This is a genomic window from Okeania sp. KiyG1, from assembly GCF_014132355.1.
Classification (GTDB): domain Bacteria; phylum Cyanobacteriota; class Cyanobacteriia; order Cyanobacteriales; family Microcoleaceae; genus Okeania.
Genome location: NZ_BLZO01000071.1, coordinates 1 through 17,736, shown reverse-complemented (window position 1 = coordinate 17,736; position 17,736 = coordinate 1). Strand labels below are relative to the sequence as shown.

The following is a 17,736-nucleotide window of genomic DNA, read 5'->3' as shown; positions in this document are numbered from 1 at the left end:
TTCACGCCAGAGCTGCACCCTCCTTTGGGACTACAAAAGCGCCCCATACCGTCGATGATGAAAAACCGTAAGAATTTACTTTTTATAAATTTTATGGTAAATTTAACAGATTAAAAATATAAACTCAAATATATTTAACTCAAAATATTAAGTTTTGTAAAAAAATGAGAGAAGTTTGATAGAGTGATAAAGAATCTTTAATATAATTAAAAAACTGTTTATGAAACTATTAATCGTCGGGGCTACTGGTACTCTTGGTAGACAAATAGTACGTTGTGCCCTAAACGAAGGTTATGAAGTAAGCTGCTTAATCAGAAGCTACAGTAGAGCATCTTTTTTGAAAGAGTGGGGGGCTGAACTAATAGGAGGAAATCTCTGTAAGCCTAAAACTCTACTACCAGCTTTGGAAGGAGTTGATGCAGTTATTGATGCTGCAACTTCCAGACCAACAGACTCTCTGAGTATTAAACAGGTAGACTGGGAAGGAAAAGTAGCGCTAATTCAAGCTCTAGTGGCTAAAGGTGTAGAACGTTTCATATTTTTCTCCTTTTTAAATGCAGAGAAATACCCCCAAGTCCCTCTCCTAGAAATTAAGCGATGTACAGAACTTTTTATTGCTGAATCTGGCTTAAAATACACGATCTTAAAACCCTGTGGTTTTTTACAGGGATTAATTGGTCAGTATGCAGTGCCAATTTTAGACAAACAAGCAGTTTGGGTTCCCGGTCAAGGAACAGCCATTGCATATATGGATACTCAAGATATTGCCAAGTTTGCTGTCCGTGCTATTTCACTTCCCGAAACAGAAAATCAAAGCTTTCCTGTAGTAGGTCCCCGTGCTTGGGATGCCAGTGAAATTATTCGGATGTGTGAAAGACTGTCTGGAGAAAAAGCAAAAGTAACCCGTACAAATATTAACTTATTGCGTATATTTCGTCAGCTTACTAGGTCATTTCAATGGGGTTGGAATGTCTCGGATAGACTAGCTTTTGCAGAAGTATTAGCCAACAGTCAGCCTTTAACAGCTTCAATGGACGATGTTTATCCTGTATTTGGCATTAATCCTGAAGAAATAACCACACTAGAATCTTATCTGCAAGAATACTATAGTCGGATTATGAAAAAGTTGAAGGAAATAGAGTACGAGCAAGCAAAACTAGGAAAATCAACCTCCAAGAATAAACCTTTCTTTTTCTAAAGTTTAATACCAATTTTTAAGGTTATCATCTCAGTTATCAGTTAGCCTCCTCCGGAGGAACTGCCTTATCAGTACCTCTAGCTGTTTGCGCAGCATGACCTAGGAAAACCAGAGCCTTGAGACCTTATTTTTTGGTCAAAAAAAAATAGTTGTAAACTATACAAGCTATATATGTGAAATAATTGCCTGAAATTACTGGAACTTTAAAGTTATTAGTCCATAAAATCTTAATGCATGACTTTTGTACGGGCGAATGCCATTCGCCTTTTGTACGGGCGAATGCCATTCGCCTTTGTACGGGCGAATGCCATTCGCCTTTGTACGGGCGAATGCCATTCGCCTTTTGTACGGGCGAATGCCATTCGCCTTTGTACGGGCGAATGCCATTCGCCTTTGTACGGGCGAATGCCATTCGCCTTTTGTACGGGCGAATGCCATTCGCCTTTGTACGGGCGAATGCCATTCGCCTTTGTACGGGCGAATGCCATTCGCCTTTTGTACGGGCGAATGCCATTCGCCTTTTGTACGGGCGAATGCCATTCGCCTTTTGTACGGGCGAATGCCATTCGCCTTTTGTACGGGCGAATGCCATTCGCCTTTGTACGGGCGAATGCCATTCGCCTTTGTACGGGCGAATGCCATTCGCCTTTGTACGGGCGAATGCCATTCGCCTTTTGTACGGGCGAATGCCATTCGCCTTTTGTACGGGCGAATGCCATTCGCCTTTTGTACGGGCGAATGCCATTCGCCTTTGTACGGGCGAATGCCATTCGCCTTTGTACGGGCGAATGCCATTCGCCTTTTGTACGGGCGAATGCCATTCGCCTTTTGTACGGGCGAATGCCATTCGCCTTTTTGTACGGGCGAATGCCATTCGCCTTTTGTACGGGCGAATGCCATTCGCCCCTACTTTTGACTTCCGTGAAACGGTATGACCACCCTGAACTAGATTTTTTAGAGTGTCAAAAATAGGAATTATTTATAACGATGCCAAACCAATAGCTTGTCGCATAACTAATGAGTTAAAAGACAAGCTGACAACTTATGGCTATGATATTCACATCAACAATGGATCGGGAGGAATTTTAGGTTATCCCAGCCTAGAACGTCCCTTATGTCATACTTCTATAGACCAATTAGTTCCCTCTGGCTTTACCAAAGACATGACATTTGCCGTTGTCTTAGGAGGGGATGGTACAGTCTTATCTGCATTTCGTCAAGTAGCACCTTGCCATATTCCACTATTGGCCGTCAATACAGGTCACATGGGTTTCTTAACTGAGACATTTGTTAATCAGTTATATCCAGCTATCGAACAGGTATTAGCCGGAAACTATGAAGTAGAAGAACGGACAATGCTAGAAGTACGTCTGTTCCGAGATAATGAATTATTATGGGAAGCCCTTTGTTTAAATGAAATGGTTTTACATCGGGAACCTATGACCTGTATGTGCCATTTTGAAATCGAAATTGGTCGGCACGCTCCTATAGATATTGCGGCAGACGGTATTATTATTTCTACTCCTACTGGTTCTACTGCTTATTCTTTATCGGCAGGTGGCCCTGTTGTGACTCCGGGAGTTCCCGTTTTGGAGCTTTCGCCTATTTGTCCCCATTCTCTAGCATCTCGTGCTTTGGTTTTTGCTGATACTGAGCCAGTAACTGTTTTCCCTGCTAGTACAGATCGTATGATGATGATTGTAGATGGTAATGGAGGATGTTATGTCTTGCCAGAGGACCGAGTACGAGTGAAGCGATCGCATTATAAGGCGCGTTTCATTAGACTAAAGCCACCGGAGTTTTTCCATGTTCTGCGCGAGAAATTGGGATGGGGACTACCGCACATTGCCAAGCCAACTTCTGTGGAATTGCCTTAAATTAGCCTGGTAGTTATTTTTCACAATTCTCAATGCTAGATTAACTTCAATATGCCAGGATTATATGAGAGGAGCTTAGTATAATAAATGTTGTACAGAAATATAGGAATCACCGAATCAGATGTGAGAATTGAGGTGTTCCTTTAAAGTATAGAATATAGCAGTTATCTTATTCTTATGTATTCGTTTCTTCCTTATTCCCTGTTGCCAGATGAGCTGTTGCCTAAAAGTCTCCAATATCTCACAACTAAAATCTTATGGCTATGACTACCTTAACTATAGATCGAGACCGTTCAGTCTTACTAATAGAGACTGATGAAATTCTCGCCCAATATGTGAGTTTGGATCTAGAAGAGTCAGGCTATCATCCAGTTGTAGCTACTAACTCTACTGCGGGTCTTGACAAGGCAATAGAACTTAAACCTGCTTTGATTGTAATTGACCGAATGTTGGCTGGTGAGTCTGGACTATCATTGTGTAGCCATCTGAGGGAAATGGGTAATAATATGCCTATATTATTGTTGATGGCTCGTGACCAAGTTGATGACCGAGTTGCTTGTCTGGAGTCTGGAGCTGATGACTATTTTCTTAAGCCTTATCGCAGTGATGAATTCTTAAAATTAGTCCGTTTTTATTTACAACCCACTACAGCAGAAAAGGACCAATTGAGATTTGGGAATTTAATTTTAGAGTTGGCTACTCGGCGGGTCTTGTGCCATGGTCGTAGTATTGAGTTGACTATGAAGGAATTTGAGTTATTAAGGTTTTTAATGGAGCATCCTCGCGAAGTATTGAGTCGGGAACAAATTTTGGAAAATGTTTGGGGTTATGATTTTTTGGGTGAGTCTAATGTAATTGAGGTATATATTAGATATCTACGGCTGAAAATTGAACGAGAAGGTGAGAAGCGATTAATTCAAACAGTCCGTGGTATTGGGTATGTTTTGAGGGAAACTTAGAGTCTTGGAATAAATTTGAACTTGGCAAATTTATTTTAATTAAAGTTACATTAGTTGTTTCTTAATGCTAAAACTAACATTAGAGCTGATTTATATAACCTTTTTGTTTGGAATCTATCTATATAGGCATCTCTAGAAAAGAGTGAGTAGTGACGTTCTATGGCACGTCTTTACAGAGTAGGGGGAAAGAATTGATGAATAAGAGTGCGATAATTGATTTGATTTTTTATTATTAGAGATGTCTCGTGAAGTATCAAAAAAATTAGGCGCTGCTGAATCAAACATACTTCACATTCTCTCCCGTTAAATCAAAGATTATAACAGGAGATTCCCAAACCTCACGATGCTCGGTTTACTGCTTGAGTGGCACTTATCTAGACTGTTGCCAGTCCCCGAAAGTACGCCAACGAGCGTCAATTTATGCTACGATTTGCAAAGGCCACAGTAACAACTCAATGTTATCATGTTCCCATTGTATCATAATTCTATCTCAATGAAATGCTGGCTTGTTTGTTTGGTCGCGATTCATCTCCCGGTAAATCGGAGATTATACCGGGAGTCCTCAAAACTCCATTTTTGATAGAACATCTGATAAATAATTAATTATGAGTCGTAAAATTGGTTTGCTTAAGTCTAGAATAATCTTATTTCTATTGGTTTGCTGTTTGCTACAAATAATATTTGTTCAAGTTTTTAATACTCAAGCACAAGCTGAAAATATATCAGATTCTCATATATCTCAACAAGGCCAAATATTACCAATTACGGCAAAAGCTCATATATCGAATCAGATAATTAATTTAGAGGTCGCGAAAACTCCTCAACAGCAAGCAATAGGTTTAATGTACAGGACTAAACTTGCTGATGACCGAGGAATGTTATTCTCTTTTGACCCACCTCGGAAAGTTAGCTTTTGGATGAAAAATTGCCAGATATCTCTTGATATTATATTTATTAACTCTGGCATAGTTAAGGCGATCGCTGAAAATGCCCCTCCCTGTTTAGCTGACCCTTGCCCTACTTATGGACCTGATGTGTTAGTCGATCGAGTAATTGAACTTCGGGGAAGACGTGCAAAGGAATTAGGTTTGAAAGTAGGAGACCGGATAATGATTAGAAAAATTGGTGATGGTGCATAGTAATGCTAGAGAGATTGTGGGGACTGTGGGAAGTGTGGGGAGTGTGGGGAGTGTCGGAGAAATTAAAAATATATATCTTCACCATTACTATGCAGGACTACCGAAAAATTTAGGGCAGTCGGTGCAACGGTAATGGTATTGATTGAACTGGGGATAAATTACCTAATGATGTTAGCTACAATCGCTTCAGTTCCAGTTAAAAGAAATGAGGATATATTTCGGTTTTTTCCCTACTCCCCCACTCCCCTACTCCCCACTCCCCTACTCCCCCACTCCCCTACTCCCCTACTCCCTTGCTCCCCACTCCCCTACTCCCTACTCCCCACTCCCCTACTCCCCTACTCCCCTACTCCTGTGCTCCCCCACTCCCTTTTGTATAGCAAGCTAAAAGATCGCGAAATTATGAATTATGTTGACAAAACCTAATAAAACTTTTTATTATTTTACTTACTATATATTTACACTAAAGTTTTAGTTTGCTATATTTGTAAACCAGACATTATTTAGATGGATTCAAAGTATTATTAACCTAAAGTTCAGAATATACATTCTCAAATTTTTCATGGTTTGTAATACTGTTATTCTATTCATCGGAAATAAATCAAAATAAATTAAGTTTCGCAAGCCGTAAGAAAAATATTTTGACAATATCGATAATACTGAACTGAGTTACGAGTATTACTTTGACCAAGAAGGTATGGAAGATATAGAAAAACTTGTCTTGCTAAGAGTCTATTTTTGCTTTGCTTAATTTAATTCTGTTGATTGGTGTGAGGATAATCATATTTTGTGCTAGGAGTGAAAATCGAGTTGTATATTTTTGCGCATTTATGCATAAAAGATTGTTTGTATTGTGAATGAAAATATAGCGCTGTGCGCAGGCAATAGGCAATAGGCAATAGGCAACAGGGGGAATAAAAAACTGATAATATAAGACTTTTAGCTCTTGGACAGTTCCTGTAAGTTGTACATAAGCCAGCGCACATTGCTATACATACAAACAAATATTAAAACCTACATTCCGCACTTCAATTTGTAACATTAAAAGTAGTATATAAATTCGTAGCTTGGTAGGCATTTATACTATGCAAATCATCTCAATTACTTTTTTCGTTGATTAAATTCCGAGTAAATAATTAAGCATAAATACTTGCTTGATTTATTACTCAATTACAGTAGCTATGGTTTTCTCCCAAATTCTGTATCCTGACTCCTGACTCCTGACTCCTGATTCGGTTGCTACATTTTGTGGTGCGGAATGTGGGTTAAAAGAAAGTAGTTATTTTGCCAAAAATTGACTCGAGCAAGTTTAGCTTCGTAAGTAGTAATAGTTTGAAAAAAGGCAACTACCTACTTAGATACTGTGTCTGCGCCATTTATATCTTTTGACTAAAGAGAGAAGTCAATAGAAAGCATTCTGTAATGATAAGAAAGATAGTGAACTGTTTTTCAACCTGAATGTATATACATTTTGAGTAACAATAATTTCACTAAATATTTCTAGAAATTAAATAGCTAGTTTTGCGGAATAGCTGATGCAACTTATGTAGATTCAAACCGAGCTATTCTCAAAACTTCGTATAGTCCAGGAGTAGTAGTTATAGTTGAGTTTCAGTCTAAATTTTTGGAAAAAATGCAGAGTTTAGTAAACAGATAAAAAACTGGCATATCTAGCAATACCCAAGAAAAATTATTGCTTGATGATAGTAAATAACTATCGATAATATACCCAAAAAATATTAATTTTATTGACATCATAATTCTCTTAAATATGTGACTCTATATATTCTCTTGTAAACAAGAGTTGCAAAGAGAGTGGTGTCTGAAAAATAGGAGGTAAAGAAAAATGACACCAAATAATTATGCTCGCTTTATCCATTTCTTGAAAGATGATTTATCTATTTCTTCAGCTTCTATAGCAGTTGCTGAAAGAGCTAGTATTAGTTCAACATTAGTAGATCGTAAACCAGACTTCAGTGCTTTACCAATGATATTATGGCAATACGGTTTAGTTACTCTAGAGCAATTAGATAAAATATTTGATTGGCTAGAAACCACTTATGATTTCAATTGAATGCCAGAATAATGTAGGCATTTTCTAGGTAATGCTGCGCAAACAGCCGTCATCTATCAGCTATCAGCTATTGTTTTTGAGGTTGATTTAAACCCTATTTTAAGGGTTCTTATTAAGCCAGAATCCAGTCATAATTAAATCTTACAAAAGCAGGTTTATTTAACCTTAAAGTCTATTTTGATTTAAACACTTCCTTCAGGAGGGAGTCTTATTGCCCTAAGCTGATAGCTAACAGCTGAATACTTACAGAATACTTACAGAATAATTACTAGAAATAATCAATTTAACTCTAGTTCAGAACTCAATTTAAAATCTCTAATTAGGGTTTGCGTATGGAAAGTCTTTTTGCTGGGGTAGGAGACAACCCACCCCTAACCCCGACCGTGGAGGGGAGGGGAAGACAGGAGACAGGAGACAGGAGACAGGAGGAACGGGGAATGTAGAGGAGGTAAGAGTTAAGAATTGTCTCTCAATTTTTCTGCCATAATCGTCCCAAAATACGCTCCATGCATGAGCTTTTTCCATTCCAAAGCTGGTACTTTTTTCAACTCTAAAACGCTAAAACCAATATAAGTCAATACTTTTATAATTAATCAGCAAACCCTAATTAAACGTTGAAAATAATGGTTCTTCAATATGTAGCTAGGGTTAGATTATCAAACAGGATTGGGTCGCGCAACCCCACCTTTTAAGGCGAAATATTTTTGGAGAATTCCTAAAATCCCCGTTACAAAAATAACTTCTGACTTCTGACTTCTGACTTCTGACTTCATTAATGGGGTGGAGGCGGGTTCATCTAAATTTGTTAAGACTCATTAATTTAACGTGGAACCCCCCCCTAACTATTGCAAAATTTTAGATGCTAAATTATAACTCTGCTAAAACCCTAGAAGCAGCAGCTACACCTGCTCCTGGAGTAAAAGCTTCATATCCCAACTCTCGCAAAGCAACTTCTAATGCAGAGATAGCGGTGAGAATATCTCGTTCGCTAACAAAACCCAAATGTCCAATACGGAAAATTTTCCCTTTCAAGTGGTTTTGTCCACCAGCTAAAGCAATATCAAAACGCTTACTTACAATAGTCCGTATTTTTTCAGCGTCTATTTCTGGTGGAGGAGCAACTGCCGTAATAGCAGGACTAGCTACTGCATCTGGCCCAAACAGGGGCAACCCTAAAGCTTTGACTGCTGCACGAGTCGTAGTCATTAAACGTTGATGCCGAGCAAATATATTTTCTAATCCTTCATCCTGCATCATTCTAAGTGTAGCTTGCAAGGCAAAGAATAAATTTACTGGCGGGGTAAAAGGTGTAGTATTTTTAGCTGCATCTTTACGATACTTACCCAAGTCAAGATAGTAACGTGGTAATTTGGCCGTTTCATATGCAGTCCAAGCTTTAGCACCCACTGATACAAAAGCTAAACCAGGGGGTATCATATAACCTTTTTGAGAACCTGAAGCAACAACATCAAGACCTAATTCATCTACTGGTATATTGACTGCCCCAATACTGGTGACGGCATCTACTATAATTAATGCTTCACCATGAGCTTTAACATAACTATTAATAGTTTTTAGGTCGTTGAGAACACCTGTAGAAGTTTCACTATGGGTGATAATGACCGCCTTGATTTTTTTATCTTTATCTGCTTCTAGTTGTTCACGAAATTTTTCCGAGTCCAGAGGTTGGCCCCATTCTGCTGTGATTTTTTCGACTTCTAGACCATAGGCAGTAGCTACTTCTGCCCAGCGATCGCCAAATTTACCATTACATCCACATAGTACGCGATCGCCTGGACTTAGGAAGTTAATTATACCTGCTTCCATAGCCCCAGTTCCACTAGATGCTAAAACTAGCACATCATTTTTTGTTTGATGTAGCCATTTAAGGTTTTCTGTCACCTCTGCCATAATTTTGGAAAAGTCACTGCTTCTATGGCCGATTGGATGTTTGGCCATAGCTAGTAATGCTGTTTCTGGTACTGGAGTAGGCCCAGGAATCATTAACATTAGTTTGTCATTCATTATTTCTATTCCTTTGTTTTGTTTTACTTGAGTTAGTTTATATGTTTATTGATTGAGAAGCATTTTATTTAAAAAACTTATTTTTCTTTAAGATTCCCACTTAATAAAAATAAAGTTTTAGTTATTTGAGGAGTTATTTAATTTTAATTATTTTTTTAGGAGATTTTTGATTTTTCTTTCTATAGAATTTACATTTAAGATATTAACGGATAATTCAATGATTAAAGCAACTATTTATCTGGTAAAAGTTAGAAGTTAAAAGTAATCACAAAGTTTTTGTTGTTATAAGTAATGATTTTGAATAATTTCACAAATTATCGCGGAAATACTAACTGTATTAAATTCCCCTAATCATTACTAAAAATATTACATTGAGCTAATTAATAAATAGTTAATTCCTTAATAATTGTATTAATTGGATAGGCGAAATCAAGAATTTATCATTACTTCTTCCTTTGAAATAGAGGATTGATCAAAAAAAGGAAGTGTGTGCTTTTTTATTGATTCTTAAAATCAAGAGACTTTCAAGTTTAATTAATGAATGATTGTTAATTAATTATCCATTGGTAATTTTATTCTAGGTTTTATTTAGTGAAGTTATTAATTACCGAAATATTGTGGTTTAAAGCCTCCCCTTTTAAGGGGATAATAAATAAAAATTTTCCTGTTCGTCAATCCTCTTCTTTTCAAAGAGAGGTAATTCTAAATTCGCGCATTCTAAATTCTAAATTCTTGAACAATTCCACCTTCGGGTTCTCAAAAGTATTAGATATTAATTTTTGAGTATTATTAAGCTCATAGATACCTTTTTTTTGCTTGCTTTAATGCACTTACAGCAGATTTCATGTAAATGTGGCACAGTAGTTTAGTGTCCCAATAATGAAAGCTTATTTAAAACGCATACTCGCCGATGGAAAAAACTATGTTCTTTCTTATTCCCTACTCCCTACTCTCTTCTCCCTACTGTGCTTCATAAACCACCAAATACGCTGTAATATTTATTTTTCTGTTTCATTAAGAGACCATTGATATTCAATGGGTAAATTTGCTTGCTTGCAAATGTCTTCTAATTGTTTTTGTAGCGCTAAAGCTTTTCTCACAGTTACAATAAGTTCCCGTGCTTTTGCGTGCTGCTTTGTATTATAGTCTACTGCTAAAATCGTCTTTTTTTCTAATAACTGAAGTAGTAGTTCATAATGGATACGGGAGGGAACTGGTATTGCTTCCATAGTTTTATTTATAAAGGTTTACAGATTGGTTAATTGTGCTATGCGATAATTTCAAAAATAAATAGAAATCATAGAGTTGCTGTATTAGTAATTCTTCTTGAAGAAGGAAGAAGGAAGAAGGAAGAAAGAAAAAATTTATGGGTATTAAGCCCAACTAATTGTAGACATCATGGATGAAGCTTCAACAAATATTGAGATAAATCACTAAGATAGAATATGAACATTAGCTACATATCAAGATAAGTAACCATAAGTATTTAGATAACTAACATCTGTGCAAAACCTATTCAGGACAACTATATATAGTTTATGTGGTTTAAGCAAATAAGATTTAATTTTCATCTTAATACCGAGTTCAGTAGATCGAACAGATTTATAATTTTTCTCTGTTCCTAGAGTAACCTAATCAAAATAGGATTTAGTATTATTTGAGGTTATGTTATGGGGAAATTTTTCATAAAGACTGAGGACAGCAAATAGATACAGGGTATTTCATATTAGTACACCAGTCGTGGGCAAAATACCCGCACTTGCATTCACTTTATCGTTCATATTTGTACCTCATTTACCTGAAAAAATGCTGTATCTCCAATAATCAAAAGTCAAATCAATTATCGTACATAAATCATCAATTATTTCTCTCTACTCCCTACTCTCTACTCCCTCTTTTGGAGGAGATGTCTAATGAGATATTCAAAAATTAATAATTAATAATTACCTCTTATGAAAAGAATAGGACTAAATAAAAGGATTTTTTGCTCCTTTCAAGTTTCAAGGAGAGGGTTTAAAGTTTAATTAGGGCTTGCTGAATAAATCTAAAAGCATTGACATATAAAGACTTTAGCCTTTTTGGAATCGAAAAAATTTCCCCTGTTTCAGTCTAAAAAACTCAAAAAGTTAGTATTTTAGGCGCATAGTTGGGCATAACAATACTTGGGACAATTCTTACTCCTACCTCCTCGCTCATTCCCCTAACTCCTGTCTCCTGTCTCCTGTCTCCTGTCTCCTGTCTCCTGTCTCCTGTCTCCTGTTTCCTACCCCTACTAAAAGACTTTTTCAGCAAAACCTAATTATTCGGTAATTTTTTTGATAACTCTATCATGTGTCTCATTTCTTTTCTCTCCTTGTAGAGTGACAGACTTTTGTGCAGTTAAAGGAGAGCTTTACCCCTTAATTATTCGGTAAATAACTGTAGCAATGCTGCACCTGGGTCTGCTTTTTTCATCAGAGACTCACCTATTAAAACAGCATCCACACCAACATTTTTAACAATATTTACATCTTGATATCCATGTATTCCTGATTCACTTACTACTAAAATACCAAGTTTTTCTAACTCTTTCTTCCTAGCTTCCATTAATTTACAAGTTGTTTGTAAATCTACTGAAAAATCTGCTAAGTTGCGATTATTTATACCTACTAACTTAACTCCTTCTATTGCCAATACCCGGTCTAACTCTGTTAAACTATGAACCTCAACTAAAGCAGTCATTCCTAAAGCATTAACTATCTTGATAAAATACTTTAAATCTTGGTCTGATAAAATTGCCGCAATTAGTAGTACAGCATCAGCTCCATATAAACGAGCAAGATATATTTGATATGGATAAATCAGAAAGTCTTTACACAGTAGTGGTAAGTCAACATTTTTCCTAATATTTGACAAATATTCAAAGCTACCTTGAAAGAATTTTGTGTCTGTCAAAACCGAAATACAAGTTGCACCATTTTCTTGATATGCTTTAGCTATAGTAACTGGTTCAAAATATTCTCTAATTATCCCTTTACTAGGAGAAGCTTTTTTAACTTCAGCAATTACAGCAGGTTGAGTTTTTCCTGCGGATAGGATAGCTAAAAAATCCAGAGGAGCAGACATTGAGTTGATTTTCTTTTTTAACTCAATTAATGACTGTTTATCCCGCAGAGAATCTACCTCTTTTTCTTTATACCAAACAATTTCTTCCAGAATATTTTGAGGTTTTGAATTTGGTAAAGCCACTTCATAGCGTAAACTACCCATTTCTACTGCTGAAGTTGGCGGTCGGCGACGAATTTGCATTATATTTTGTATTGATAATTTCCTATTTTTGGTATAGCAAGGAACAAGGAACAGTAGCAAAAGTTTTTCTCTGTCTCAGGTTCATCATCAACATAAGTTAAACATCAAATCATTGCTTGCTATAGTCTTAAACAAGTAGTAATTTTTGAAGCTTAACTCCTGAAAATTAAAGGAATATACTAACCGATATCCTTATAGTTGATAAAAATATAGTCAGATAAGACATATTCTTATTTTGCAAGTTTTACCTTAACTGGGTGTTAGCGCAGCTCCTCCGGAGGAGGCACTACAACACCCTCGCTTTTCATGGTCAAAGACAAAAGGGAGCTGCTTTTCTAATAATGTTTAGAGAACCGTTCACGCAACTCATTGATTAATCCTTTGTTGGCGGTACGATACAAACTTCTTTGTCTTGATGCAGTCGCTCATGGGGGAAACCCCCTTTGGCCGCGCTGCATCGCTTTACTCTTTTTCCTGAAAAAATGATTTGATTTTTTTTGTCTTTCTTGTACACTGGAAGAAAATCATTATCTATAAAACTTGCTTTTGAGGTATAAGATTATTCTGTAATAATTACATTTATCCTTACCATCTTGGCTTTATAAGATAACATTTCAATTAACCTGTTATAGGGGATACATACAAAATTATGATTGTTTCTTTTCCCTAAGTTTATCTTTTCCTTCCAGTCTTCATTGTGCCCTATTATCAATGATCGTATTTTCTCATTAATCAGGGTATCAATCATCAAACTGGATGCAATACGCGAGATAATTATTGATTTTGAATTCTCTCTTATTACAAAGCTTTTTCAGAATGATTCTTTTTGTAGTCTTTAAATTTTCAATGTTTGGTAGTATAGCATTTCCAGGACTTACACAAATTGACTTTGAAACCACCATTTGTAGGGGCGAATGGTATTCGCCCTCGCTATATGTAGAGTCTCTGCGTAAGTCCTGATTTCTTAATTTGCTAAAGTTATAGTTACTAACTTTCAAAGCAAAATTAAATCCTGAGAAACAAAAAAAATGATTACTGAATACTAAATTGCTATATCAGTTATGGAGACTAAATATAACAATTTTCTTGAAATTAATAACTATAGCAAAGAACAAGTTGGTTAAAATTTATGCTGATGATAAACCTTAGACAGGGACATATTTTTCCTACTGTTCCCTCACAGGAGTGCGCTACCAGGTGCGACTATCGTCGTCGCGGGGTCGCACCGCTGTTCCCTGTTCCCTGCTATAACTAGGGTTGGCTGATTAAATCTCAAAGCACTGACAGATCAAAGTTTTAGCCTTTTTGGAGGGAAAAAAAGTGCCAACTTTTCAGCTAGAGTGGCCAAAAAGTTAGGATAGGCAGACAAACACAGTAAAGATACAGCTAAAATTATTCCTCCTACTTTCTCTGTTCCTACTTTCTCCTCCCCACCCTCCCCACACTTCCCCTACTGAGAGGGGTTAGGGGTGGGTCCCCACACTATACTTTTTTCAGCAAACCCTAACTATACAGTTGCTCTTTTAAATGCCTCATCCAAAACCTCTGACAAAGTAGGATGAGTATGTACATTAAAAGATAACTGATTAACAGATTGCTTTTGAGCCATAGCATTTGCTGCTTCTTGAATTAAGTCCGACGCATGAAGGCCAATAATATGTACTCCTAATAATTCTCCTGTATCTTGACGATAAATTACCTTAGCAATGCCATCTGTTTCTCCTTCAGCAATTGCTTTTGAATTACCCTTAAAATAAGTTCTTACACTTGCCACTTCAAACCCTTGCTCTGCTCCTAAATCTTTAGCTGCTGTTTCAGTCATACCAACATAGCTAATTTCTGGATGAGTAAAAGCAGCCGCCGGAATACTAAGATAATCGACATCCCGATGACGACCACAAATATTTTCTACCACTGTTATACCTTGAGCTGAAGCTGTATGAGCTAACATCATTTTTCCAGTAGCATCGCCGATCGCCCATAAATTAGGTACAGGTTCACCACTTGACAAAACAGCCATTTTATTATCCACCGGAATAAAACCCCGACGGTCAGTCTCTACACCGACATAATCTAGTCCCAAATTTTTTGTGTAGGGAATGCGACCTGTAGCAACTAAACAAGCATCTACTTCCAGAACCTCTTCTACTTCTTTAGTTTTAGCATCAGCTAGTTCAATAATTACCGGAGATCCAGGAGTTACCTTCATAGCTAACTTACCAACCTTAGTTTCAATATCTCTGGATTGAATTAGAACTCTTTGTGCAATTTTTGCTATATCTTCGTCGAAAGTAGGCATTAATCTATCTAATGCCTCAATCATTGTAATTTCAGAACCAAGCGCAGTATAGATATCAGAAAACTCCAGTCCAATATAACCACTACCAACAATTGCTACCCAGGGTGGCAACCAATCTAGTTTCAAAGCATCATCACTGGTAAAAACTGTTTTACCATCTAATTCTATTCCAGGAGGAACAAATGGAATCGAGCCAGGGGCAAGTATAATATCTTTAGCAGTAAAGTATTCTTCTCCCTTATCTGTCTTGACCATAACTTTTTGTTGACCTGCCATTTGCCCCCAGCCTTTAATCAAATCTATACCTAGACGTTTCAGACTATTGGTCATGTCACCTCTGATTTTGTCAACAATGTTACTAGCATGAGAAGCGATCGTTTGTCGGTCGTAAACTACATTATCTAATTGAATGCCCAGAGTTTTTAAGTGGTGAGTATCTCGTAACTCTCGAACTTTGCCAGATGCTGCTAGGAGCGCCTTGGATGGTATACAACCTCGGTTAACACAAGTTCCACCCATTTCCGCTGCTTCTACAATAGCTGTTTTTAGGCCACAACTTGTAGCGTGTAATGCGGCACCATGTCCACCAACACCTGCACCAATAATTATTAAGTCGTAATCAAATTCTTGAGTCATCTGTTGTTTTTAAAACCTGTTTGTATGTTTGCAAAAACTATAATATTTGAAATTATAGGGACGTAGGTGACATACTCCCACGCCAACTTTAAGGTATGGCGTGGGCTTCTCGGTTCGCAGTCCCGGTACCCCGTCGGACTCCACGAAGCTCTAAGAACGGAATGCCCTACCGCCCTATTTTTGATATTTATTGCTGCATTTCCGTTTGTCATGCTCCGCAAACAAATCGCGGTCAATAATCACACAGCAATTGGCACAAGAATGAGTTATTTCTGGTAATTTTTTGGGAACTTTTTCACCACAATTTGAACAATTTTGGCTCTTTTTTTTGAAGATTCACAGCTATAGTCTTCACCTCCAGCATTTGCCTCCTGGGTCGGAGCTGCGCTAACAGCTTTGACAGTTAAAATAGTTAGAAATTGTCCCCATCCAGCATCATTAATTGACTTGCTCAATCTGGTTTTAGCTAATCCCTTGGACATCGACTCCAATAGATTTACCACCGATTTATCTCACGCCAATTTTTCAAATATGCCATAAAGCTTCTAGGCGATGTAGCTAAATATTTTAATTGGGATTTGTTTGGACTTAATTTTCTCTAGATCCCAGATTAACTTAATTCTTGACCAAAATAAACTCCAATAATTAAGTTTAAAGCACAAGGAGCGAGAAAATTAAGTACATAATCCATATTGGGAAACTATTCATTCGTGTCTGTATGAGCTAGCCTTGCATACAGACATTACTTGACTTAGTCTTTTTTTGCTGCGACAAATAAAATTTTTATAGCAGGGAACAGGGAACAGTTGGAAAAACATTTTCTAGCCTAAGATTCCTCATTAGTCTATGTCCTAACCAATTCTTTCTTAGCTATATTCTTAGCTATATGTTTATGATATAATGAGCTTAAAAAAACAAATATAATTATTTCAGATAAAATACTGAAATCTATGAGTATTCAGTTTATATTACTATTTATAACGGTTTTCTCAAAGGTAGACTAAAAAACTTCTGCCCTCAGCATAGCTGCCTTCTGCCTTTAAGCCAAAATCTCTGTACTCTATGAAACATGAAAACTGCTATGGATAATGATTTTATTTGATTAAAAATTGTTTATATAGCAATCAGGAATCAGATCTGAGAATTTTATTGCTTCGGTGTTTCCCATTCCCTGTTCCCTAAAAATCTACAATACCTCACAACTCAAATAAGATTGCTATATAAACTTAATTTAGATACATTTTGAATGATAGATAGCTAAAAATAACTTAAAATCTTCATTGATTGTAGAGGCAATTTAAAAGCTCAACAAAGGTAGTCAAAATTAATAATCCGAGCACTCTAGAAAAAAATTGTCAAAAGTCCCAAATCATCAAAATATTAGCTATTAATTAATAATATAGAGCAGATTTAACTTTTGCTCCGGGAAGATACTAGAAATAAAATATCTAGTGCAGGATGGCGGAAATAACTGACCAGTTACAAAATCCTAAAAGCCTTACTAAGCAATACTTTTGACTTTTAAATGCATGACTTTTAACTTCCGCGTAGCGGCACTAGACTCCTGCTGTTTGTATGCCTATAATTTATAAAAATAAGTTGAACTCTTAACCAGAAGATAACAAGGACAGAAATTAATATGGATAAAAAGATATTCGTAGTAAGGCAGCAAAAACATTTAGTGAGACCTTTGAGAAACAATTGAATAGCTCTCTTGAGGAAGCCAACAATGAAAAATCTAATTCTTATCTTCAAGATACTGAACAGTCAGATCAAAAACTTAATTTATCAGAATTAGAGGAAGCGATCGCCGACATAGACCAATATATGGAGACAAATCATCAAAGCAAATCATTATCGGAACTTGATTCAGAATAATACAATAACCTATCCCATTATCTTTCACCGACTTATTTGTTAAAGTAAAATGTGTCTGGAAAGCTTTATTTTTGGTTTTTAACTATCAAAATACTTAGGGTTTTTAGCCAAAATATTATTACTGGGATAGGTTCATCATTTAACTAATTTGATTGAGATTGACGTTGACGTTGAACTTCATACAAAATTACCGCTGTACAGACAGCAACGTTCAAAGATTCCACTTCATTACCCAAAGGAATCTTGACAGAATAATCAGCCAACTCAAGTAAATCTTGTGAAATACCAGACCCCTCATTTCCTAACACTATTAGTGTAGGTTTTCGTAAGTCAATTTGCCAATAATTTATAGTTGAGTTCGGT

General features: G+C 36.6%; 16 protein-coding genes. 7 read left to right on the top strand and 9 right to left on the bottom strand.

Annotated features, from left to right (window positions below; translation table 11 throughout):
- Window positions 1–220 precede the first annotated feature (220 nt).
- A complete protein-coding gene (locus SAGCYANO_RS14995; protein WP_202220819.1) occupies window positions 221–1,198 on the top strand; it encodes an SDR family oxidoreductase in 978 nt (325 codons plus the stop codon).
- Window positions 1,199–1,390: 192 nt separating this feature from the next.
- Here SAGCYANO_RS14995 and SAGCYANO_RS14990 read toward each other — a convergent pair whose 3' ends face one another.
- Window positions 1,391–2,098 carry a hypothetical protein gene (locus SAGCYANO_RS14990; protein WP_202220818.1) on the bottom strand — a complete coding sequence of 236 codons (708 nt, stop codon included), beginning with the start codon at window positions 2,096–2,098 and terminating at the stop codon, window positions 1,391–1,393.
- Window positions 2,099–2,157: 59 nt separating this feature from the next.
- On the opposite strand from SAGCYANO_RS14990, the gene SAGCYANO_RS14985 reads away from it, so the two are divergent.
- The 5 genes from SAGCYANO_RS14985 to SAGCYANO_RS14965 all read left to right on the top strand — a co-directional run bounded on the left by SAGCYANO_RS14985 (window position 2,158) and on the right by SAGCYANO_RS14965 (window position 7,247).
- Window positions 2,158–3,075 carry an NAD(+) kinase gene (locus SAGCYANO_RS14985; protein WP_202220817.1) on the top strand — a complete coding sequence of 306 codons (918 nt, stop codon included), beginning with the start codon at window positions 2,158–2,160 and terminating at the stop codon, window positions 3,073–3,075.
- Window positions 3,076–3,338: 263 nt separating this feature from the next.
- Window positions 3,339–4,034 carry a response regulator transcription factor NblR gene (nblR, locus tag SAGCYANO_RS14980; RefSeq protein ID WP_202220904.1) on the top strand — a complete coding sequence of 232 codons (696 nt, stop codon included), beginning with the start codon at window positions 3,339–3,341 and terminating at the stop codon, window positions 4,032–4,034.
- Window positions 4,035–4,639: 605 nt separating this feature from the next.
- Window positions 4,640–5,173: a DUF192 domain-containing protein gene (locus tag SAGCYANO_RS14975; RefSeq protein WP_202220816.1), complete on the top strand. Its 534-nt coding sequence runs from the start codon at window positions 4,640–4,642 to the stop codon at window positions 5,171–5,173.
- The gene (locus SAGCYANO_RS14970; protein ID WP_202220815.1) at window positions 5,163–5,306 is read left to right on the top strand and encodes a hypothetical protein; all 144 of its coding nucleotides are present in this window, start codon (window positions 5,163–5,165) and stop codon (window positions 5,304–5,306) included. Before SAGCYANO_RS14975 ends, SAGCYANO_RS14970 begins: the two co-directional genes overlap by 11 nt.
- Before the next feature lie 1,713 nt (window positions 5,307–7,019).
- On the top strand, window positions 7,020–7,247 hold the full coding sequence (locus SAGCYANO_RS14965) for a DUF2949 domain-containing protein (protein WP_202220814.1): 228 nt from the start codon (window positions 7,020–7,022) through the stop codon (window positions 7,245–7,247).
- Between the two features lie 867 nt (window positions 7,248–8,114).
- Here SAGCYANO_RS14965 and SAGCYANO_RS14960 read toward each other — a convergent pair.
- From SAGCYANO_RS14960 to SAGCYANO_RS14925, 7 genes are all read right to left on the bottom strand, one after another.
- Complete coding sequence (locus SAGCYANO_RS14960; protein ID WP_202220813.1) at window positions 8,115–9,272, bottom strand: alanine--glyoxylate aminotransferase family protein; 1,158 nt, start codon at window positions 9,270–9,272, stop codon at window positions 8,115–8,117.
- Between the two features lie 998 nt (window positions 9,273–10,270).
- Complete coding sequence (locus SAGCYANO_RS14955; RefSeq protein ID WP_202220812.1) at window positions 10,271–10,501, bottom strand: DUF5340 domain-containing protein; 231 nt, start codon at window positions 10,499–10,501, stop codon at window positions 10,271–10,273.
- 1,174 nt (window positions 10,502–11,675) lie between these two features.
- Entirely contained in the window at window positions 11,676–12,560 is an 885-nt protein-coding gene (trpC, locus tag SAGCYANO_RS14945) for an indole-3-glycerol phosphate synthase TrpC (protein ID WP_202220810.1), read from the bottom strand.
- Between the two features lie 559 nt (window positions 12,561–13,119).
- Window positions 13,120–13,323 (bottom strand): IS200/IS605 family accessory protein TnpB-related protein, encoded by a 204-nt coding sequence (locus SAGCYANO_RS50340; RefSeq protein ID WP_375339937.1) that lies wholly within the window; start codon window positions 13,321–13,323, stop codon window positions 13,120–13,122.
- Between the two features lie 744 nt (window positions 13,324–14,067).
- Window positions 14,068–15,495 (bottom strand): dihydrolipoyl dehydrogenase, encoded by a 1,428-nt coding sequence (lpdA, locus tag SAGCYANO_RS14935; RefSeq protein ID WP_202220808.1) that lies wholly within the window; start codon window positions 15,493–15,495, stop codon window positions 14,068–14,070.
- A gap of 174 nt (window positions 15,496–15,669) precedes the next feature.
- Window positions 15,670–15,831, bottom strand: coding sequence for a zinc ribbon domain-containing protein (locus SAGCYANO_RS14930; protein ID WP_202220903.1), 162 nt, complete (start codon window positions 15,829–15,831; stop codon window positions 15,670–15,672).
- Window positions 15,762–15,977 (bottom strand): hypothetical protein, encoded by a 216-nt coding sequence (locus SAGCYANO_RS14925; protein WP_202220807.1) that lies wholly within the window; start codon window positions 15,975–15,977, stop codon window positions 15,762–15,764. Before SAGCYANO_RS14925 ends, SAGCYANO_RS14930 begins: the two co-directional genes overlap by 70 nt.
- Before the next feature lie 1,219 nt (window positions 15,978–17,196).
- Here SAGCYANO_RS14925 and SAGCYANO_RS14920 point away from each other — a divergent pair.
- A complete protein-coding gene (locus SAGCYANO_RS14920) occupies window positions 17,197–17,373 on the top strand; it encodes a hypothetical protein (protein ID WP_202220806.1) in 177 nt (58 codons plus the stop codon).
- A gap of 143 nt (window positions 17,374–17,516) precedes the next feature.
- Here the strand turns inward: SAGCYANO_RS14920 and SAGCYANO_RS14915 are convergent.
- A partial coding sequence (locus SAGCYANO_RS14915) for an RNA methyltransferase (protein ID WP_305081043.1) occupies window positions 17,517–17,736 on the bottom strand: 220 nt, incomplete at its 5' end.